Source organism: Ornithinimicrobium cavernae (assembly GCF_003121625.1).
GTDB classification, from domain to species: Bacteria; Actinomycetota; Actinomycetes; order Actinomycetales; family Dermatophilaceae; genus Ornithinicoccus; species Ornithinicoccus cavernae.
Map to the genome: position 1 here is coordinate 16,692 of NZ_QDDJ01000021.1, position 20,261 is coordinate 36,952.

Here is a 20,261-nt window from a genome sequence, read left to right on the forward strand (position 1 = left end):
CAGGAATCCACCGTTGCCTCAGTAGGTGTACGGCACGCCGAAGGCGTCCGGGATGACGCTGAAGTCCTCCGAGGCGGTGGCCGGTGCCATGTGGTGGACACGGTCCTCCCCGAAGTGCTGACGGAACGCAGCCGTCACGATCGCCGTGGGCTCTGCGTCGTTGTCGGTCAGCGGGAAGGTGTCGTAGGAGGCGAACTCGGGATCCTGCGGTGACCCGGCAGCCTCGCACTCGGAGCGCACGATGCGTTCGATGGCCGCGATGACCCGCTCTCGCACGTCCGGGTCATAGGTCCGCACGTTGACGAGGAGCTCCGCGCGGTCCGGGATGATGTTGGCCGTGGAGCCCGACTGCAGGCTGCCGACGGTCACGACGCCGAACTCGTCCGGGGCCAGCACCCGGGAGACGATCGTCTGCAACCGGACGACGATGCTGGCGGCGAGCACCACCGGGTCCACCCCGAGGTGGGGCATCGATCCGTGGGAACCCTTGCCGTGCACCGTGATCCGCAGCGAGTCCGCGGCCGAGAGCACCGGCCCTGCGGTGGTCGCGACGTGCCCGGCTTCCGGAGAGCCGAGGACGTGCTGGGCCAGGCACACCGTCGGCCGCGGGATCTTGCCCACCAGACCGTCGCCGACCATGGCCCGTGCGCCGGCGGCGGTCTCCTCCCCCGGCTGGAACAGCGTGATATACGTGCCCGCCCAGGCGTCCCTGCCCTGGCTCAGGAGTTCGGCGGCGCCGAGTCCACAGACGATGTGGGTGTCGTGCCCACAGGCGTGCATGACGCCCACGGTGGCTGAGGCGTAGTCCAGCCCGGTCGCCTCGGTGACGGGCAGGGCGTCGATGTCGGCCCGGACGAGGACCGTGGGCCCCTCCCCGTTGAACAGCACGCCCACGACGCCGCCGCCGATCTCCTGGGTCGCGTAACCGAAGGACTCCAGGCGCTGGCGGATCACTCCGCGGGTCCGGACCTCCTGCATGGACAGCTCGGGATGCTGGTGGAGGTCCTTGTAGAGCTTCTCCTGCCAGAGAGTGGTGGCCTCGAGACCGGCCAGGACATCCATGGCGACCGACATGTTGCTCCTCCGATGCGGGTGCGGACTCCCGAGCAGTGGACGGCCCGGCACCCTGCGAGACGGTGCGATCCGTAGCGCGCGGCGGGGCCACCTCGGGGCATTCTAGGGACGACAGGGTGGTCCGTCGATCGGGTCCGGACCCGCGCCCGCCCCGTCGATCGTGTCAGGACCCGCGCCCGCCCCGTCGATCGTGTTAGGGCCGCCCGCGCCCCATTCGCCGTGGCCCGCTGTAGAGGCCGCGCAGACGGAACCGCATGGCGGGCTCCTCCAGCTCCTCGATCGCGTGAGCGACCCAGCCGGCCGTCCTGGCGCACGCGAACACGGCCGCCCCGGCGTGCCGGGGTAGGCCGAACCGGCGGACGACGAGGGCGACAGCCAGGTCGATGTTCAGCACCCACCCACGCCGGTCCAGGAGCTCCTGCTCGAACAGCCTGACCACAGCCCACTCCTCCTCCGGGCAGTCGGGCCTCAGCAGGTCCAGGAGCAGCTGGGCGCGCGGGTCCTGCTCGGTGTAGACGAGATGACCGAAGCCGGGCGGCGGCCGCTCTCCGGCGAGGGCCTCGTCGAGGAGCTCCTGCGGTCCGCGGAGCGCACGGGACAGCCAGTCGACCGCCTGCAGCGAGGCAGCGACATGGTGCGGGCTGTCCGATGCGGCGAGTCCGGCAAGCAGGGCGCTGTAGGCATCCGCGCCGGAGGACACAGCGACCCGCACCGCCGTGGTCGATACGGCGAGGTCGTGGTCGGCCAGGAGCACCAGCACCGCGTCGAGGAGGTCCGCCGGGAGGGGATGGAGCGCGGTGGCGAGGGTGGCTGCCAGGGTCGGCGTGCCCTCCGGCGACAGCCGTGCGGCCGGGAGCGTGAGCGCCATGAGCAGGGCTGCGCGACGGCCCGCGCGGGCGATGGCCGACGGGCTGCGGTCCTGCCTGCCCACGTCCGTGGTCGCGGCCAGCAGGACCGCGTGCTTGAACCGGTCCAGCGGGGGCGTGCGGGCGGGAAGCGCAGCCATCAGCTGCGTGAGCTCGGCCCGTTCCTGCGCGGTGGGCGCGCCATCCGCCTCCGGAGAGCCGGTGAGCAGGGCCCGGACCTCCTCGAACGAGTGCGTTCCCACCAGTCGGGTGATGTCGTGCCCGCGATAGGCCAGAGCACCGGGTGTGACCTCGGTGATCGTCGTGCGCAGGTCGTCCCGCGGTGCGGTCGTCCGGCCGCGGCGGCCTGAACGGCCACCGTCCACGAGTGCGCGGACGTCGCCGAGCCGGAACAGGCTCCCGGTCCCGGGCTCCCTGCGGATCGGTGTCAGCACACCGCGGCTGACGTAGGCGTAGACCGTCTGCACCTTGACGCCGAGGTAGTCGGCGACCTGTCCCGTGGTGAGTTCGCCTGTGGTCTCGTCGGTGGGCCCGCTCGCGGCGACCTCCCGTGACGACTGCTCCGCACTCCTCACGCCCGCCACCATATTGATCCGATCAACGTTGACATGTAGATCAATGCTAGGACACGATCGCGCCATGACGACCCCGACCCACCAGACCATCGAGCCCCTGACCGTGCCACCCGGACTGAAAGGCGTGGTGGTGGCCGACACCGCGACGGGCGACGTGCGCGGCCGGGAGGGCTTCTACCACTTCCGCGAGTACTCCGCCGTCGAGCTCGCCCGCAGCCGCAGCTTCGAGGACGTGTGCCACCTGATGCTGGAGGGCTCCCTGCCGGCCCCGCAGCAGTCCGCGGCACTGCAGGGCCGGCTCGCGGAGGCGGCCGTCCTGCCGGACCGACTCCTCGCCGTGCTGCCCGACATCGCGGTCTCGGGCCCGGACCGCGCCTCGCTCGCCCGACTGCGCACCGCGGTGTCGCACCTGGGGGCGCTGGAGGGCTTCGTCCCCACCTACGGCGCCTCCCCCGAGCAGGTGTACGCGGACGTGCTGCGGGTGGTCGGCGCTGTCCCGGTGATCCAGGCGGCGCTGCACAGGCTGCGCGCCGGGCAAGACCCGCTGCGCGCGCGCCCGGAGCTGGGCGCCGCCGGCAACTGGTTGTGGATGGTGACTGGTCGCGAACCGGCACCGGAGCACCGGGACGCCCTCACGGCATACCTCACCTCGACGATCGACCACGGGTTCAGTGCCTCGACGTTCGCCGCGCGCGTGGTGACCTCGGCCGGCTCGGACGTGGCCGCCGCCGTCGCCGCCGCAATCGGCACCTTCGCCGGGCCCCTCCACGGGGGTGCGCCCGACCGCGCCCTGGACTCCCTGGACGAGATCGGCAACGCGGAACGCGCCCGCGACTGGGTGCGGGAGAAGGTCGCCGGCGGCGAGCGGATCATGGGCTTCGGCCACGCCGTCTACCGCACGATGGATCCCCGCGCGGCGATGCTCCGCGACATCGCGCTGCAGCTCGGCGGCCCCCTCGTGGACCTCGCGGTCCGGGTGGAGCAGGAGGTCATCGAGGCGCTCGCCGAGCTGAAGCCGGGACGTGAGCTGCACACGAACGTCGAGTACTACGCCGGTGTCGTCATGGAACTGTGCGCCATCCCCCGGGAGATGTTCACCCCGACGTTCGCCAGCGCGCGCGTCGTCGGCTGGGGAGCACACATCCTGGAGCAGGCCGAGGGCAGCAAGATCTTCCGCCCCTCCGCACGCTATGTCGGTCCGCCGGCGCCCGCACCACTGCCCTGAGGACCACCACGGTCGGACGGGCCGCCAGCCGCCGGAGCACCAGCGCCCCGCGGAGTTCCAGCGTCCGGTGTTCCTGCGCCCGGTGTTCCAGCGCCCGGTGTTCCAGCGCCCGGTGTTCCAGCGCCCGGTGTGCCAGCGTCCGGTGTTCCAGCGTCGCCCTCGGGAGCCCTGCCCGTGAGCTCGTGCCGCTCTGTGGAGAGTGCCTCCGCCAGCAGGTCCGTGATCACCCGGTCCGGGTCGACCGGGTGATAGGAGCGGGAGTCCCAGGAGCGGAAGGTGCCGCCGGGTCCTAGGGCGAGCATCTGCTGGGTCGGCTCTGCGGGTGCCGCGCCGCCGCCCACGACCCTCAGGAGCGCCACCTCGACCAGCACCGTGGGGTGCCCCAGGGCAGCCAGGAGGTCCGCCACCGCTGCCTCACCGGCAGGGTGGCGGCCCGGGTTGCTGCCGACGGGTTCACCGAGGAAGCGTGTCTCCCCCTCGCCCGGGACGGCTCCGGGCGGACGGATGAAGTCGGCGACCGCCTCCGGGTAGCGGTCCGGGAACACGGTGAGGAGGCTGTGCATCCCGTCCGCAGTGACGTCCTCGATCACGGCGACGTCAGCGTGCAGGTGCAGGTAGCGCACGGCGACCGTGGGTTCCGGTTGGTCGTGCGGCACAGGGTCGTCCCGGCGGGGGCCGAGCACCCGCTGGAGCCCCAGCACGACGGGCGCGAGCTCGCGCAGGCTCAGGGTGAGCCCGAGCGGCTCGGTCGCCTCCCAGGACACCCCGACGTCCCGTGAGGCCGTCGCACTGGAGTCTGGATCGTCCGACGCCCCCGCGTCCCTGGAGGTCGTCATCCCGGGACCTGTCACCCGGGCGTCGGTCTCGTCGCCCCGCCGTGGCACGACCAGCCCGCGGGCCATCAGGGTCCGCAGGGCGACCGCACGAACCAGCTCCTCGGCTCCTGGGTCCCCCGGCACGCTCAGTCGCGGCGGCACCACCCCGAGGTCGCCGTCCGTGAGCACGAGCAGCTCCTCCTCCGTCAGGGTCAGCACGGGGCGCAGTGGGGGCTGGTCCCCGGTCGACATCAGAACAGCCTTCGGAGGGAGGGCAGGAGGATGCCGGACCCGATCACGCCCAGAGCCGGAGGCGGCACGGCGGGCAGGCGCGCACCCGTGCCGATGGGCACATCGGGCACGGCGATGGGTCCGCCGATCGCCGGGAGGTAGCGCGCGAGCTCGTCCAGGTCCGGCAGGTCGGAGAGCAGCTCCTTGGCGCGCGGGACCATCGGGCCCAGGGAACCGAGCGGTCCGAGCGGAAGGGCGGGGCTCGGCTGCAGCACCTTGCGGGCGGTCCGGATGATGTCGTGACGCCGCGCCAAGACGCGCTGGGCGATCTGGGCCAGCAGCAGCCGGTGGTCGTAGATGGCAAAGCCGCCCTTGGCCAGGTAGTAGGCACCGACCGTCACCGCACCCAGACCGGCGACGACCGGGTGCGGGACCACCATCGCCACGCTCCCGGGGATCGCCAGCGCCGCCGTCACCCGCAGGGTGACACCTCGCCACCCCTCGTAGCCGCCGCCGTCGCGCAGGTCCGACCACGCGGCCGGGATGACGGTGAGCGGAATGACGACCCGGAACGCGAGCCGGCTCAGGACGAAGATGATCGGCGGTTTGCGGACCACCCTGAGGAGCCGGAGCAGCCTGGCCTCGAGCGCCAGACGGGCGACCGGGCTGAGCTCTCTGGCCAGCCCTGCCGTCGCCAGCAGGACCCGGGTGCCGACGACGAGCAGACTGCCGCCGCGCCAGACCGGTGCGATCTCCTGGCCGGCCCGGACCAGGTCGCCCAGCTCCCCCAGACCGATACCGAGCCAGGAGCTACGCAGCACCTCCTCGGCTGCACGGCGCCCCTGCTCGAGCCGCTCCTCGACCCAGGCGATCTCGTCCTCCGCCCGTCGGATCACCCGGTCCGAGCACATGATCCGCTCCCGGATCGCAGCGATCTCCAGGGGGTCGGTCACTGTGCCGAGCAGGGTGATCTGTCTGATCCGCTCCGCGGTGGCCTCGTCACGTGCCCGTTGCGCGGAGCGCACCGCCGCCACCGCGTGCTCTGCCTGGTCGGCCAGGACCGCGAGGGAACCGGCGGCGTCGTGCGCCGGGGCACAGCGACCCAGCACGACCGCCCTCACGCGCTCCGTGGCCACCTGATGCCCCAGTGCGGCGACCCCCTGCCAGCCACCAGAGGCCGTCGCACCGGACCGACCGAGGCGCGCCGCCACCTCCTCGAGCTCCGCAGCCGCCCCATGCAGCGTCCGGGCCGCCAGGCGCAGGTCCTCCGGGCGCGTGGCCAGCGCGGTCACGGACGCACCACCGGAGCGAGCACCCGCCTGTTCTGCAGCTCCACCAGGTCGTAGGCAAGGCCCGCCCGGGCAGTGGCGACGGACAGGGCGACTCCCGCCTCGGCATACTCCTGCAGCGCATCTGACCAGTGGCGCGCGGCTTCCTGGGCACCTGCCGCGAAACCGGCGGAGCCACCGGCGGCGCCAGCCAGCAGCAGCGCCCCACCGACCCGGTCTGCCGCGCCCCGCAACTCCTCAGCAGTGCTGCGCAGCGTCGCTGCTGCGGCCTCCACCAACGCCGGGTCGACCTCGAACGTGCTCATCGCCCCTCCCCTGCAGGTCCCTCACCGCGAACCCCCGCGGCGACGTCCACGCTAGGCGAATTACCCGGGTCGCGTTTCGGTTGTCCACAGCCCCCGGCCCAGGTGGGAGGGAGGGCTCAGGTGTCGGCCGACTCGTCGTCCGGTCCCTCGGCGGGGTCGCGCCGGTTGACGCCTCGGGCGGCGGGGCTCCTCTCCTGCAGCATGTCGGGGTCGGCGTCCGGGTCCTCATCAGGGTCGTAGGGTGCTGCGTCCGTGGCGTCGCTCTGCTCCCGATCCGCTGCAGACCCGCCGACCTCACCGGGACGCTCGGGCCGTCCCGACGGGCCGGGGTCCTGGCGCGGGTCGTAGGGCTGGCCCGACGCCACGTCCTGCTCCGTCGACGGCACGTCCTGGGTCTCGTCGGCGCCGACCTGCTGTTCCTGGGAGTCGTCCCTACCGGTGTCCTGCTGGCCGGACTCCTCGGTGGGCCCTTGAGTGGTGTCGCTCATGCCTCCCACGGTGGCACCTGTCAGCAGTCTGCGCGCGGCGACGCGGAGTGCGCGCTGCCCGTTGCCCGTGAGCCCCGCCCTGCGCGATCCCGCCGTTAGGGTCGGTGCATGGTTGACCGCGAGGACCACGAGGTCCGCTACCACCGCGCCCTCCGTCCCCCGGTGCCGGGCCTGATCCACGAGATCAGCGACCTGGAGACGCTCACGGCGCTCCTCGGGGCGGGATCCTCCCTCGCGGGATCGCGGCTGCAGGGTCTGGACCTGACCGGGCTGGAGTCGGAGTTGCTGGCGCGGGACGACCTGAGTGGGGTCGTGGTCCTGGGTGGGGTGCTCACCACAGCACTCGAACGGCACCTGCGCACCCACGGCGCGATCATCTTCCCCACCGATCCCGCGGCGCCGGTCCGCCCCTACCGCGGCAGGTTGTACACCGCGGCCGAGCTCTACGACGGGCTCGCCGAGCACGGCTACGAGGCCACCACGGACGCGCGGGCCTATGCCTGGCTGCAGGACGCCACCATCCGTCACGACGCCTACGTCACGGTGCTGCGGGCCATCCACGACGACGCCATGGCCGACGCCCTGGTCGATGTGGTCGCCGGGCGCAGGGTCGTCGGGGTGATGGGCGGGCACGCGCTGGCTCGCGGCACGGCGGAGTTCGCGGCGGCGGCGCACCTGGGGTTCACCCTGGCCGAGGCCGGGTATGTCGTGGCGACGGGCGGTGGACCGGGCGCCATGGAGGCGGCGAACCTGGGCGCCTGGTGCCGGACCGCGGGGCAGCTCCCGACTGCCCTGGAGCGGCTGGCGACCGTGCCGCACTTCGACACCGGGATCGGGGCGTGGGCGCAGGCGGCGATCGACCTCGTGCACGAGACCGACGGCGGCGGCCGTGTCCCGGGGCAGCTGCGCAGCCTCGGCATCCCGACGTGGCACTACGGTCACGAGCCACCCAACGCCTTCGGGGACCTGATCGCCAAGTTCTTCAGCAACGCCCTGCGCGAGGACCTGCTCCTGCACCACAGCACGGCGGGGCTCATCGTCCTGCCCGGGGCCGCCGGCACGGTCCAGGAGGTGTTCCAGATGGCCACGCGCCTCTACTACGAGGTGGACGGTCGGGTGCCTCCCATCGTCCTGGTCGACCGGGTGCACTGGACGGAGCACCTGCCGGTGTTTCCCCTCCTGCAGGCCCTGGGACGGGACCGGCCGATGGGTGACGCGGTCCGCCTCGTCGACAGCGTCGACGAGGCGGCGGACCTGCTCGTGGGCTGAGGCCCGGAGTCGTCGGGGTGTCCCGTCCTGCAAGGACGCGTGAGGTCAGACCGTGGCGGCGAGCTGTCCGCAGGCCCCGTCGATCTCCGAGCCGCGCGTGTCCCGCACGGTCGTGGGGATGCCGTGCGCCCGCAGCCGCTCCACGAACTGCTGCTCGACACCGGGCCGGGACGCGGTCCACTTCGACCCCGGCGTCGGGTTGAGCGGGATGGGGTTGACGTGCACCCATCCGCGCCCGCGGGCGTTGAGCTTCTCGCCCAGCAGGTCGGCCCGCCAGGCGTGGTCGTTGATGTCCCTGATCAGGGCGTACTCGATGCTGACCCGCCGGCCCGTGGTCTCGTAGTAGCGGTGTGCCGCGTCGAGCGCCTCATCCACCTTCCACCGCGTGTTGATCGGCACCAGCTCGTCGCGCAGCTCGTCATCCGGGGCGTGCAGCGACAACGCCAGCGTCACCGGGATGTCCTCCCGCGACAGCTTGTCGATGGCGGGAACCAGCCCGACCGTCGACATCGTGATCCCCCTGGCGGACATCCCCAGACCGTGCGGAGAGGGGTCCACGAGCCGGCGGATCGCATCGACCGAACGTCGGTAGTTGGCCAGGGCCTCACCCATCCCCATGAACACCACGTTGCTGACCCGCAGCGCCTCCTCTGTCGACCCCGCCCCGTCACTGCCGCCAGCCAGGTCGCCGTGCCGCAGGAAGCGCGCCGCCGCGACCACCTGCTCGACGATCTCGGCCGTCGACAGGTTCCGGGTCAGCCCCGCCTGCCCGGTGGCACAGAACGGGCAGTTCATGCCACACCCGGCCTGGCTGGAGATGCACATCGTGACCCGCCCCGGATAGCGCATGAGCACGGACTCGACCATGGCGCCGTCGTGCAGACGGTGCACCTGCTTCACCGTCGCACCGTCGTCGGTCGACAGGTTCCGGACCGGTGTGAACAGCGTGGGCAGCAGTGTGCCGACCAGGTCGTCGCGGACCGCCTTCGGCAGGTCGGTCATCTGCTCGGGGTCGGTGACCAGGCGCTCGAAGTAGTGCCGCGAGACCTGGTCGGCGCGGAACGGCTTGTGCCCGAGCTCGGCGAGCCAGGCGCGCCGGCCGTCCATGTCGAGGTCGGACAGGTGCTGCGGCGCCTTGCCCCGGCGGGGTGCGCTGAACGTCAGCGTGCCGGGTGCGGGACGGGTGCTGGGGACGGGCAGGTCAGTGGTCATCCCCACCAGTGTCTCAGGAGCGCGGCCGGAAACCCATCCGTGCGCCCGGCAGTCAGACGGGCACGAGGATCCCGAGCAGGATCCAGACCAGCGGCGCGGTCAGCAGGAGCGAGTCGAGGCGGTCCATCAGCCCACCGTGCCCGGGCAGCAGGCTGCCCATGTCCTTGATCCCCAGGTCGCGCTTGAGTGTGGACTCGGCGAGGTCGCCGACGGTGGCGAACAGCGCAACGGGCAGTCCCAGCAGGGCCCCGGCCCACCACTCGCCCCCCAGCAGCAACGGGACACCGAGCCCACCGGCGATCGCGCTCGTGGCCAGGGAGCCGGCGAAACCCTCCCAGGACTTCTTCGGGCTGATCGAGGGTGCCATCGGGTGCTTACCGATGAGCACACCCACGGCATACCCCCCGATGTCACTCATGGTGGTCAGCAGGGCGTAGACGATGATCCGTTGACCACCGTCCGGTGCGTCGATCATCAGCGAGGTGAAGCTGGCCAGCAGCGCGACATAGGTGACGATGAAGACACCGCCGGCGACGTCGCGGGCCGCGCGGACCGGCCCCTCGATAGCCCGCCAGACCAGGATCCCCAGACAGACCAGGCCGTACCCGACGGTGAGGGCGTCACTGCCGCCGACGTACGCGAGGGGCACGAGCGCGGCGCCCAGCAGGACGGGCACGAGGGGGGCGTGGATGCGCCCGGCATGCAGCGCGCTGACCATCTCGAACGACCCGATCGCGACCACCACCGTCACGAGAGCGACGAAGGAGGGTGCCCAGAGCAGCGCGGTGGCGATGATGAGTGCGCCGAGGACGACGCCCACACCGATCGCCGCGGGAAGGTCCCGCCCCGCCCGGGAGGGCTTCTTGTCCGTCGCGGTCTCGGCCTTCCGCAGCTGCGCCCGGTAGGCGCGACGCGACGAGGCGTCCATCGTGCTTCCTCTGACCGGGAGGCCTCAGACCTCCATCAGCTCGGCTTCCTTGAGCTTGAGCACCTCGTCGATCTGGTCGACGTACTTCTTGGTGATGGCCTCGATCTCCTTCTCGGAGCGGGTCCCCTCGTCCTCGCCGATCTCCCCGTCCTTGACGGCCCTGGAGATGGCGTCCATCGTGGCGCGACGCACGTTGCGGACCGACACCTTGGCGTCCTCACCCTTGGTGCGGGCCAGCTTGATGTACTCCTTGCGGCGGTCCTCGGTCAGCTGCGGCATGACGATGCGGATCGCGTGGCCGTCGTTGCTCGGGTTGAGCTGCAGCTCGCCCTCGCGCAGGACCTTCTCGATGCCGGTCATGACGCCCTTGTCGAACGGGGTGATGAGCACGGTGCGGGCGTCCTGGATCTGGAACGACGCCAGCTGCTGCAGGGGGGTGGGTGCCCCGTAGTAGTCGACCATCAGCTTGTTGAACATGCTCGGGTGCGCACGCCCGGTCCGGATGGTGGCCATGTCGTCGCGGGCCACCTCGACGGCCTTGCCCATCTTGTCCTCGGCCTCCATGACGGCCATCTCGATCGCTTCGGACATCAGCTCGTGCTCCTTGTGTCGGTGCGCCCGGTGGTGGCGCGGGGTCGTTGGTGTGGTCTGCGGCGTGCGGCGGGCGGGCCGTCAGTCGGCCGTGACCAGTGTTCCGATCTTCTCACCACGCAGCGCCCGGGTGATGCTGTCCTCCCCGCCCATCCCGAAGACCAGCATGTCGAGGCCGTTGTCCATGCACAGGCTGAACGCGGCGGCGTCGACGACCTTGAGGTTGCTGGCCAGCGCGTCGGCGTAGGTCAACCGGTCCAGTTTGACCGCGTCGGGGTCGGTGCGCGGGTCAGCGGTGTAGACCCCGTCCACGCCGTGCTTGCTCATCAGCACGACATCACAGTGGATCTCCAGGGCGCGCTGGGCGGAGACGGTGTCGGTGGAGAAGTAGGGCATACCCGCACCCGCGCCGAAGATGACCACGCGGCCCTTCTCCATGTGGCGGATCGCGCGGCGGGGGATGTAGGGCTCGGCGACCTGGCCCATCGTGATCGCCGTCTGCACACGGGTGGGCACCCCCTCCTTCTCCAGGTAGTCCTGGAGGGCCAGGCAGTTCATCACGGTGCCCAGCATGCCCATGTAGTCCGCACGGGCCCGGTCCATGCCCCGCTGCTGCAGCTGGGCGCCGCGGAAGAAGTTGCCGCCACCCATCACGACCGCGATCTGCACGCCCTCGCGCGCGGCCCGGGCGATCTGCCGGGCGATGCCCTTGACGACGTCGGGGTCCAGGCCGACGCTGCCCCCTCCGAAGGCCTCACCGGAGAGCTTCAGGAGCACCCGGCGGCCGGGCTCGGCCCCCTCCGGCGCGTTGTCAACCAAGGGGTCGGGGGCCGTCGACGGGAACACTTCGTGGGTGGTGGTCAGGCTGTCGGACACGAAGCCTCCTGGGAGTCCTGCGGCGGTCAGGGGTCGCTCGATCCTGCCACACCGGAGTGGCTGGGACACACTCCGGCCGGTGGGAGGACCGCTCGGGGCACCGGTCCCCCGGTGCCGACAACATCATCGCACCATCACCCTTTCCAGACACCGGTATGCCGAGAGGCCGGGCCCCACAAGGGAACCCGGCCTCACGGCATACGGACGGAAGGGTCTCGCTCAGACGCCGACCTTGAAGCGGGCGAAGGAGACGACCTGCGCACCGCCCTCGGTGGCGACCTGTGCCACGGACTTCTTGGGGTCCTTGGCGAACGGCTGGTCCAGCAGCACGTTCTCCTTGAAGTAGCCGTTGACCCGACCCTCGACGATCTTGGGCAGGGCCTGCTCCGGCTTGCCCTCCTCGCGGGCGGTCTCCTCGGCGATCCGGCGCTCGTTGGCGACGGTCTCCGCGTCGACGTCCTCACGGGTCAGCACCGTGGGGCTGAACGCCGCGACGTGCATCGCGATGTCACGCGCCACCTGGGCGTCGCCACCGGCAGTCGCCACCAGGACACCGATCTGCGCGGGCAGGTCGGGGCTGGTCTTGTGCAGGTAGGACACGACCTGCTCGCCCTCGATGCGAGCCACACGGCGGATCTCGATCTTCTCGCCGATCGTCGCGTTGGCCTCGTCCAGGACGGCCTGGACGGTCTGGCCGTCCAGGTCGCTGGCCAGGAGGGACTCGGGGTCGCTGGCACCGATGGCGACGGCCTGGGCCAGCACCTTGTCGGCCAGCTCGCCGAACTTCTCGCCCTTAGCGACGAAGTCCGTCTCGCAGTTGATCTCGACCAGCGTGCCGACGTTGCCGTCGACGTGCGCGGCGACCAGCCCGTTGGAGGCGGAGCGACCCTCACGCTTGGTCACTCCCTTGAGCCCCTTGACCCGCAGGATCTCGGTCGCCTTGGTGGTGTCGCCCTCGGCCTCGTCCAGGGCCTTCTTGACGTCCATCATGCCGGCGCCCGTCGCCTCGCGCAGGGCCTTGATGTCAGCGGCGGTGTAGTTCGCCATGGATCGGGTTCGCTCCTTCGTCAGGGAACTTCGGTGGGTGGTGGGTGTGCCGGGTGCTCAGGACTGCTCGGCCGGGGCGGTCTCGCCCTCGGCCGGGGTGGCCTCGGCAGCCGGAGCAGCCTCGGTCTCAGCAGCCGGGGCCGCCTCGGTGGTCTCAGCAGCCTCGGTGGTCTCAGCAGCCTCGGGGGTCTCGGCAGCCGGAGCCGCCGGGGCCTGTGCGGTGGCGGTCTCGGTGCCCTCGGAGCCGGCCAGCAGCTCGCGCTCCCACTCAGCCATCGGCTCCGTCTCGGCGGCGCCCTCCTCGGAGGTGCCACCACCGGCGCGGGACATGAGGCCGTCGGCCACGGCGTCGGCCATGACGCGGGTCAGCAGCGCGACCGAGCGGATCGCGTCGTCGTTGCCCGGCACCTTGTAGTCGACCTCGTCCGGGTCGCAGTTGGTGTCCAGGATCGCGATGACCGGGACGCCGAGCTTGCGCGCCTCGGTGACGGCCAGGTGCTCCTTCTTGGTGTCGACGACCCACACGGCGGACGGGACCTTGCCCATGTCACGGATGCCGCCCAGTGCGCGCTCGAGCTTCTCGTGCTCGCGCCGCATCATGAGGAGCTCCTTCTTGGTGTGCCCGGAACCGGCCACGTTGTCGAAGTCGATCTCCTCGAGCTCCTTGAGGCGGCTCAGCCGCTTGGAGACCGTCTGGAAGTTGGTGAGCATGCCGCCCAGCCAGCGGTGGTTCACGTAGGGCATGCCCACGCGGGTGGCCTGCTCGGCGATGGCCTCCTGGGCCTGCTTCTTGGTGCCGACGAACAGGATGGTGCCGCCGTGGGCGACGGTCTGCTTGACGAAGTCGTAGGCCTCGTTGAGGTAGGTCAGCGACTGCTGCAGGTCGATGATGTAGATGCCGTTGCGCTCGGTCATGATGAAGCGCTTCATCTTGGGGTTCCAGCGACGGGTCTGGTGCCCGAAGTGGACGCCGCTCTCGAGGAGCTGGCGCATGGTGACGACGGCCATGCCGAGGTCTCGCTTTCTTCTAGGGTGCAGTTGTCTCCTGGCACGGGCGACGACCTCCACCCGACCCCTACGGAGGGGACGGGACCGCGGAGGTGCGTCCCGGCATACCTGGCCCGCGACCGGAGGTCGGGGTGGTGCCGGTGGGCTCGTGCGCGAATTCATCTGGTGCGCCCGCAAGCAGGCACACCACACGTGCTCAGCATTCTACGGCTACGGTCGGGTCATGCGAAATCCTCTCGTGACCCGGATGGCCGGCTTCGGCTCCACGATCTTTGCGGAGATGACCCAGAAGGCGCTGCAGTTCGATGCAGTCAACCTCGGTCAGGGCTTCCCCGACACCGACGGGCCGCAGGAACTGCTCGATATCGCCCGGGAGTCGATCGCCTCCGGCCTCAACCAGTACTCCCCCGCCATCGGCATGCCGGTGCTGCGGCAGGCGGTCGCCGACCACCAGCGCCGCTTCTACGGCCTGGACGTCGACCCGGACACCGAGGTGCTGGTCACGGTGGGCGCCACGGAGGCGATCGCCGCCTCGATCCTGGGACTGGTCGAGCCCGGCGAGGAGGTGGTGACCTTTGAGCCGTTCTATGACTCGTATGCCGCGTCGATCGCCCTCGCCGGGGCGGTGCGCCGCACGGTCCCGCTGCACTTCCCGGACCTCGCCGTCGACGAGGCGGCCCTGCGGGCGGCGTTCGGGCCGCGCACCCGCGCGGTGCTGCTGAACACACCACACAACCCGACGGGCAAGGTGTTCACCCGCGCCGAGCTGGAGCTGGTCGCCGAGCTCGCGCGCGAGCACGACGCGGTGGTGATCGCCGACGAGGTGTATGAGCACCTCACGTTCGACGGCTCGACGCACGTCCCGATCGCGACGCTTCCCGGCATGGCCGAGCGCACCCTGACCATCAGCTCCGGGGGCAAGACGTTCTCGCTCACCGGGTGGAAGGTCGGTTGGGTGCACGGACCGGCCGAGCTCCTGGCTGCGGTCCGCGCCGTCAAGCAGTTCCTGACCTTCGTCGGCTCCGGGCCGTTCCAGCCGGCGATCGCCCACGGTCTCGCCCTGCCGGAGGAGTTCTTCCAGGGCTTCGCCGCCGAGCTCCAGGGCAAGCGCGATGTGCTGGTCGAGGCCCTGACCGGGGCCGGCCTTCCGGTCATGCCGTGTCAGGGCACCTACTTCGTCATCGCGGACGCTGCACCTCTCGGCGTCACCGACGCGGTCGAGTTCTGCCGCAACATGCCAGAGCAGGTCGGCGTCGTGGGCGTCCCGGTCTCCGCCTTCTGTGACGACCCGGAACCGGTTCGGACACTGGTCCGGTTCGCGTTCTGCAAGCGCGAGGAGGTGCTGCGCGAAGGCGCCCGTCGCCTGCGCAGCCTGGCACCTTAGGGCCGGCCTCCGTCGGGGGCGCGGCTCAGGCGCGCGGGTGCGCCTGCCGGTAGGCCGCCCGCAGCCGGTCCACCGAAACGTGCGTGTAGATCTGGGTGGTCGCCAGGCTGGCGTGACCGAGCATCTCCTGGACGGTCCTGAGGTCAGCTCCCCCCTCCAGCAGGTGGGTCGCCGCGCTGTGCCGCAGACCGTGGGGCCCGAGGTCGGCGGCCTCGGGGAGGTGGGCCAGCAGGTCGTGGACGACGGTGCGGACCTGCCGCTGGTCCACGCGCCGGCCCCGGCGCCCCAGGAACAGCGCGGGACCGGACTCAACCGTCACCAACCTCGGCCGACCGTGCGCGAGCCAGGCGTGCAACGCCTCGGCAGCCGGTGCACCGAACGGGACAGTGCGCTCCTTGGCCCCCTTGCCCAGGACCCTGGCCACGTGGCCGGGCAGGTCCAGGTCGTCCACGTCGAGCCCGGTGAGCTCGCCCACGCGCATCCCGCTGGCGTAGAGGAGCTCGAGGACCGCGCGGTTGCGCAGGTGCACGGGGTCGTCATCGTCCGCCGCGACGGCGGCCAGCTCCATGAGGTCCGCAGCCTCCCCCTTCTTCAGCACACCGGGCAGATGGCGTCCTTTGCGTGGGGCGCCCAGGCGCAGCGAGGGGTCGGAGGGGATGTGCCCGGTCTGCGTGGCCCAGCGCAGGAAGGTCCTCACCGCGGCCGACCGTCGGGCGATCGTGGAGGAGGCGGCCCCCTCCTCGGACAGTGAGCCCAGCCAGGTCCGCAGGTCCGCCAGCGTGATGTCGGCAAGATCAACGACGCCGGCGTCACGGAGGGACCGCGACATGGCGGTGATGTCACCGAGATACGCCCGCACCGTGTGCTCGGAGCGGTTCCGCTCCGCCCCGAGGTGGCGGCGGAACGCGGCGAGCACGTCCTCGGGCACGAGGGGCTCGCCGTCACCTGCTGCCTTCCGGGTGCTTTGTCCGGCGTCCTGGTCCACCCGTCCACGGTGCCACGGCGCGCACGCAGACAGTCGCAGGACGCGCAGACCCGAGCGGTGAGGTGGGTGGCCGGTGCCTGCGCGACGGGCAGCGCCGGCCCCCGGACCGCAACCCAGTCGCACCGACCGGGTCACGTGCACCCGCCAGCGGACCACGTCAGTGCTCGTGCGGGAGAAGGGTGAGCTCCCACGGCTGGAGGAACAGGAGCGGGTCGAGGTACTCGTCGCCACGGACGGCCCCGAGATGCAGGCAGGTCCGGAGCAGGCAGTGGCTGCCGATGGCCCCCAGGTGCCCGATGCGATCGCCCGCCGCCACCTGCTCGCCCCGGCTGATCCGGTCCGTGACCGGCTGGTAGGTGCTGCGCACCCCGTCCGCGTGGGTGACCGAGACGATGCCCACGCCGGCGATGCTGCCGCTGTAGGTCACTGTGCCGTCGGCAACCGCCAGCACCGGAGAGGTGGTCATGCCAGCCAGGTCGATGCCACGGTGCCCTGGGAGCCAGCGCTCCTCCGGCGGGTCGAAGCGCTTGACGACCTCAGGCTGGCCGGGCAGGGGCCACTGCCACACTCCCCGCGGGGTCAGCCCATCGGTCTGTGCCATCCGAGCGGTCAGGGCCGAGGCCGTCCGGGTCACGCCGGCGAAGAAGGCGGTCAGGACGGCGCCGTCCCCGTCGCGCTCGGTCGCCGGGCCCGTGAGGCCCCGGTCCGCGGGCGGCGCCAGGGTCAGCAGAACGACCAGGAGACAGGCCGGGACCCGGTCCACCGTGCGCGCGGGACGCCTGGGTAGGTGGCCCGACCGCCAGGTCAGGCGGCCCCTCACGCTCGCCCGATCTCGCAGCCGTCGGGTCACGCCCTTCCCCAGCCGACGGGTCACGACCTTCCCCAGCCGTCGGGTCACGCCCTTCCCCAGCCGGCGCGTCATGCCCTCCCCCAACCGTCGAGCCGCAGCTCAGCCAGCCCACGGCTCTGGAGGTCACCCAGCGCGCCGAGCACCTCGTTGGCGGACAGCCCGGCCTGCACCGTGATCTCCTCCACCGTCCTGGAGCGGAACGGCGCGAGGGTGGACCAGACCAGGTGCGGGAGCTGGTCCAGCTGGTCCTCGGGTCGCTCCGGCCCGCGCTTCTGCGGCGCCATGTCGTCGGAGCCGATCGCCCCCAGCAGGTCCACCACCTCGGCCGCGTCGGTGACCAGCGTCGCGCACTCCTCGCGGACCGCCTGGTGGCACCCGGCCGAGACCATCGAGGTCACGGGTCCGGGCACCGCGGCCACGGGGCGCCCGAGATGGACCGCCGCCCGCAGCGTGCTCAGCGCGCCGGAACGCAGCCCTGCCTCCACGACCACCGTGCCGGTGGCCAGGGCGGCGATGAGTCGGTTGCGCGCCAGGAACCGGGGACGTGTCGGGGAGCTGCCCGGTGGCACCTCGCTGAGCACCACGCCGGTGCGCGCGATCTGACCGATCAGGTCGGTATGTGCCGTGGGGTAGGGCCGATCCACCCCACCGGCCAGGACCGCCACCGTGGGGGCCTCGACCGCGAGCGCCCCGCGGTGGGCTGCTGCGTCGATGCCGAACGCGGCACCGGACACCACCGTGAAGCCCCGGGCGCCGGTCCCCGAGCCGATCTCGGCCGCGACATGGTTGCCGTAGGCCGTGCTGGCGCGGGCGCCCACGACGGCCACGCTCCGCGGCGGAACCTGGGTCAGGTCGACAGGGCCTCGGACCCAGAGGCACCACGGCGGGTCCTCGAGGTCGTCGAGGGCCTCCGGCCACTCGGGGTCGCCCGGAACCAGTAGTCGGGCACCGATCCGTCCGCAGATCTCCCGGTCCCGCTCCAGATCCAGGCGGTCGAGCCGTGCGGCGAACCGGTCGACCGGCTTGCCCGATGGTGACGTGCCCCCGCGGGCTGCGATCTCGAAGGCGTCCACATAGCCGAACCGTCTGATCAGGCCCAGGGCGACCGAGTCGGTGGGTTCCGCGATCCGGGCCCACGCCACGCGGGCGGTGGCCTCGTCCGTGACGCCGTGACTCATGCCGCCAGCTCCGAGCTCGTGCGGAGCGCCAGGGCCTGGCCCAGGTGCTCAGGTCCAGGACGCTCGGCACCAGCCAGGTCGGCGATGGTCCAGGCGACCCGCAGGCAACGGTCGTAGCCGCGCAGGGTCAGCTCGCCGCGGTCCATCGCCCGCTCCAGCGACGCGGTCACCTGGCCGGGCAACCGCCAGGTGTCGCTGCGCAGGAGACTCCCGGGCACCTCGGCATTGACGGCCCACGGAGTCTGTGCCCACCGCTCCGTCTGGCGCTCCCGGGCGCTGCGCACCCTCCGCGCCACCTCCAGTGTCGGCTCACCCGGCGGGCCGGCCAGCGCCGTGCGGGTGACCGGGAGGAGGCTCACGCGCACGTCGATCCGGTCCAGCAACGGGCCGCTCAGCTTGCCGAAGTAGGTCCGTCTCGCCAACGGAGTGCACTCGCACCGCTCACCCTTGCCGACGCCGAGACCGCAGGGGCAGGGGTTGGCGGCGGCGACCAGCTGGAAGCGGGCGGGGAGCCTGGTCTGCCGGTCGGCGCGCGCGATCACGACCTCCCCGCTCTCCAGAGGTTGCCGCAGTCCGTCCAGCACGTCCCGTCGGAACTCGGGGGTCTCGTCCAGAAAGAGGACGCCGCGGTGGGCGCGCGACACCGCCCCGGGACGCACGCGTGAGCTCCCACCACCGATCACGGCCGCCATCGAGGCGCCGTGGTGCGGAGCCACAAAGGGGGCGCGGGCCACCAGCGACCGGGTGCTGTCCAGGACGCCGAGCACCGAGTGCACCGCCGTGACTTCCAGTGCCTCGGAGCGCGCGAGCGCGGGCAGCAGGCCGGGCAACCGCTCGGCCAGCATCGTCTTGCCGGCACCCGGCGCGCCCACCATGAGCATGTGGTGCCGCCCCGCCGCCGCGACCTCCAGTGCGGCACGGGCCTCCGGCTGGCCCACCACGTCGCGCAGGTCGGGCAACCGCTCAGCGAGCTCGCTCGGCGGCGTCGCGACCGCAGCGGCCGGGACGGTGCCGGCCTGCACGGCCAGGTGCAGGTCGATCAGCTCCCGGAGGGAGCCGACCCCGTGGACGCGGACGTCGGGCACGAGCGCCGCCTCCGCGGCATTGGCGAGGGGCACCACGACCGTGCGGATCCCGGCTGCGGCAGCCGCCACGACCATGGGGAGGACCCCGGTGACCGGCCGCACCGCGCCGTCCAGTCCCAGCTCACCGATGTGCACCACGGACTCCGCCACCCTCGGCGGGAGCACCTCGATGGCCACCAGCTGGGCGACCGCGATGCTGACGTCGAAGCCACTGCCGGTCTTGGGCAGCCACGCCGGCGTGAGGTTGATGGTCCACCGCCGCTGCGGGATGGTCAGGCCGCAGTCCTCGACCGCGGCCCGGATGCGGTTGGGTGCCCGCGAGCAGGCGGCATCAGGCAGCCCGCTCATGATCATGGCCGGGAGCCCCTGCGCCATGTGCGCCTCCACCTCGACGAGATGGCCCTCGACACCGCTCAGCGCCACGGCGTGGGTGCGCCCCAGCCCCATCAGGCCACCCCCACGAGGTGCTCGACCTCGGCCGGCCCGTGCGAGGGGCTCAACACACCGATCACGTCGATGCGGACCTCGTCCGCGTGGTGCGCGTGCTCGCGCAGCCAGCTGACGGCCAGCCTGCGCAGGCGGGAGGCCTTGGCCTGGGTCACCGCCTCGACCGGGCTGCCGAACGCGGTCGAGCGTCGGGTCTTGACCTCACAGAAGACCAGGCACCGCCCGTCCCGGGCCACGATGTCCAGCTCTCCCTGGTCGCAGCGCCAGTTGCGGTCCACGACCTCGTAACCCAGCCCGGCGAGATACTCGCAGGCCAGCTGCTCGCCATACTCCCCGATCGCACTCGCGACCCGGTGGGACATCCCCATCCCGACCACCTCCGCGTCCACCGTCGCCGAGAGCAGGGGGCAGCGGAAGGCGACTCCCAGCGGCTGTGGACGAGGCACCCTCCCGACCGTCCCCTGGGGAGGAAGCGGGCCAGCCCCTGGGAGGGCAGCCGACCGTGTCCCCAGGCGGTCGCCAGGTTCGGCAGG

General features: G+C 71.9%; 19 protein-coding genes and 1 pseudogene. 3 read left to right on the forward strand and 17 right to left on the reverse strand.

The window, feature by feature from the left end; genetic code table 11:
- Window positions 1-18: 18 nt before the first annotated feature.
- Together DA085_RS19800 and DA085_RS19805 are read right to left on the reverse strand one after the other, a co-directional pair.
- Window positions 19-1,074, reverse strand: coding sequence for an amidohydrolase (locus DA085_RS19800; RefSeq protein ID WP_337189796.1), 1,056 nt, complete (start codon window positions 1,072-1,074; stop codon window positions 19-21).
- Window positions 1,075-1,267: 193 nt separating this feature from the next.
- Window positions 1,268-2,515, reverse strand: a complete 1,248-nt coding sequence (locus tag DA085_RS19805; RefSeq protein WP_161958588.1) for a citrate synthase — start codon at window positions 2,513-2,515, stop codon at window positions 1,268-1,270.
- A gap of 64 nt (window positions 2,516-2,579) precedes the next feature.
- On the opposite strand from DA085_RS19805, the gene DA085_RS19810 reads away from it, so the two are divergent.
- Complete coding sequence (locus DA085_RS19810) at window positions 2,580-3,740, forward strand: citrate/2-methylcitrate synthase (protein ID WP_109474728.1); 1,161 nt, start codon at window positions 2,580-2,582, stop codon at window positions 3,738-3,740.
- Window positions 3,741-3,836: 96 nt separating this feature from the next.
- Here DA085_RS19810 and DA085_RS22065 read toward each other — a convergent pair.
- From DA085_RS22065 to DA085_RS19835, 4 genes and pseudogenes are all read right to left on the reverse strand, one after another.
- Window positions 3,837-4,007 (reverse strand): annotated as a pseudogene (locus DA085_RS22065) (hypothetical protein); the annotation flags it as partial.
- Between the two features lie 799 nt (window positions 4,008-4,806).
- Window positions 4,807-6,078 (reverse strand): hypothetical protein, encoded by a 1,272-nt coding sequence (locus tag DA085_RS19825; RefSeq protein WP_109474730.1) that lies wholly within the window; start codon window positions 6,076-6,078, stop codon window positions 4,807-4,809.
- Window positions 6,075-6,380, reverse strand: coding sequence for a hypothetical protein (locus DA085_RS19830; RefSeq protein ID WP_109474731.1), 306 nt, complete (start codon window positions 6,378-6,380; stop codon window positions 6,075-6,077). The genes DA085_RS19825 and DA085_RS19830 overlap by 4 nt, the downstream gene beginning before the upstream one ends.
- Before the next feature lie 116 nt (window positions 6,381-6,496).
- Entirely contained in the window at window positions 6,497-6,868 is a 372-nt protein-coding gene (locus tag DA085_RS19835) for a hypothetical protein (protein ID WP_109474732.1), read from the reverse strand.
- Window positions 6,869-6,976: 108 nt separating this feature from the next.
- Here DA085_RS19835 and DA085_RS19840 point away from each other — a divergent pair, with 108 nt between their 5' ends.
- A complete protein-coding gene (locus tag DA085_RS19840) occupies window positions 6,977-8,137 on the forward strand; it encodes an LOG family protein (protein WP_109474733.1) in 1,161 nt (386 codons plus the stop codon).
- A 45-nt stretch (window positions 8,138-8,182) separates the two neighbouring features.
- On the opposite strand, the gene rlmN is transcribed toward DA085_RS19840, so the two are convergent.
- The 6 genes from rlmN to rpsB all read right to left on the reverse strand — a co-directional run bounded on the left by rlmN (window position 8,183) and on the right by rpsB (window position 13,799).
- Complete coding sequence (gene rlmN / locus DA085_RS19845) at window positions 8,183-9,349, reverse strand: dual-specificity RNA methyltransferase RlmN (RefSeq protein ID WP_109474734.1); 1,167 nt, start codon at window positions 9,347-9,349, stop codon at window positions 8,183-8,185.
- Between the two features lie 52 nt (window positions 9,350-9,401).
- Window positions 9,402-10,277 (reverse strand): phosphatidate cytidylyltransferase, encoded by an 876-nt coding sequence (locus DA085_RS19850; RefSeq protein WP_109474735.1) that lies wholly within the window; start codon window positions 10,275-10,277, stop codon window positions 9,402-9,404.
- A gap of 24 nt (window positions 10,278-10,301) precedes the next feature.
- Entirely contained in the window at window positions 10,302-10,868 is a 567-nt protein-coding gene (frr, locus tag DA085_RS19855; protein ID WP_109474736.1) for a ribosome recycling factor, read from the reverse strand.
- Between the two features lie 81 nt (window positions 10,869-10,949).
- Window positions 10,950-11,687, reverse strand: a complete 738-nt coding sequence (pyrH, locus tag DA085_RS19860) for a UMP kinase (protein WP_109474793.1) — start codon at window positions 11,685-11,687, stop codon at window positions 10,950-10,952.
- Window positions 11,688-11,963: 276 nt separating this feature from the next.
- On the reverse strand, window positions 11,964-12,791 hold the full coding sequence (gene tsf, locus DA085_RS19865) for a translation elongation factor Ts (RefSeq protein ID WP_109474737.1): 828 nt from the start codon (window positions 12,789-12,791) through the stop codon (window positions 11,964-11,966).
- 57 nt (window positions 12,792-12,848) lie between these two features.
- On the reverse strand, window positions 12,849-13,799 hold the full coding sequence (gene rpsB / locus DA085_RS19870) for a 30S ribosomal protein S2 (protein WP_109474738.1): 951 nt from the start codon (window positions 13,797-13,799) through the stop codon (window positions 12,849-12,851).
- 223 nt (window positions 13,800-14,022) lie between these two features.
- On the opposite strand from rpsB, the gene DA085_RS19875 reads away from it, so the two are divergent.
- On the forward strand, window positions 14,023-15,183 hold the full coding sequence (locus tag DA085_RS19875; protein ID WP_109474739.1) for a pyridoxal phosphate-dependent aminotransferase: 1,161 nt from the start codon (window positions 14,023-14,025) through the stop codon (window positions 15,181-15,183).
- A gap of 25 nt (window positions 15,184-15,208) precedes the next feature.
- Here the strand turns inward: DA085_RS19875 and DA085_RS19880 are convergent, their stop codons facing one another.
- The 5 genes from DA085_RS19880 to DA085_RS19900 all read right to left on the reverse strand — a co-directional run bounded on the left by DA085_RS19880 (window position 15,209) and on the right by DA085_RS19900 (window position 20,174).
- Entirely contained in the window at window positions 15,209-16,168 is a 960-nt protein-coding gene (locus DA085_RS19880) for a tyrosine recombinase XerC (RefSeq protein WP_154402267.1), read from the reverse strand.
- A 157-nt stretch (window positions 16,169-16,325) separates the two neighbouring features.
- Entirely contained in the window at window positions 16,326-17,090 is a 765-nt protein-coding gene (locus DA085_RS21750; protein ID WP_109474740.1) for a murein hydrolase activator EnvC family protein, read from the reverse strand.
- Window positions 17,087-18,196, reverse strand: a complete 1,110-nt coding sequence (dprA, locus tag DA085_RS19890; protein ID WP_109474741.1) for a DNA-processing protein DprA — start codon at window positions 18,194-18,196, stop codon at window positions 17,087-17,089. The genes DA085_RS21750 and dprA overlap by 4 nt, the downstream gene beginning before the upstream one ends.
- Complete coding sequence (locus DA085_RS19895) at window positions 18,193-19,728, reverse strand: YifB family Mg chelatase-like AAA ATPase (RefSeq protein WP_109474742.1); 1,536 nt, start codon at window positions 19,726-19,728, stop codon at window positions 18,193-18,195. The genes dprA and DA085_RS19895 overlap by 4 nt, the downstream gene beginning before the upstream one ends.
- Window positions 19,728-20,174, reverse strand: a complete 447-nt coding sequence (locus DA085_RS19900) for a YraN family protein (protein ID WP_337189797.1) — start codon at window positions 20,172-20,174, stop codon at window positions 19,728-19,730. Before DA085_RS19900 ends, DA085_RS19895 begins: the two co-directional genes overlap by 1 nt.
- Between the last annotated feature and the right edge of the window lie 87 nt (window positions 20,175-20,261).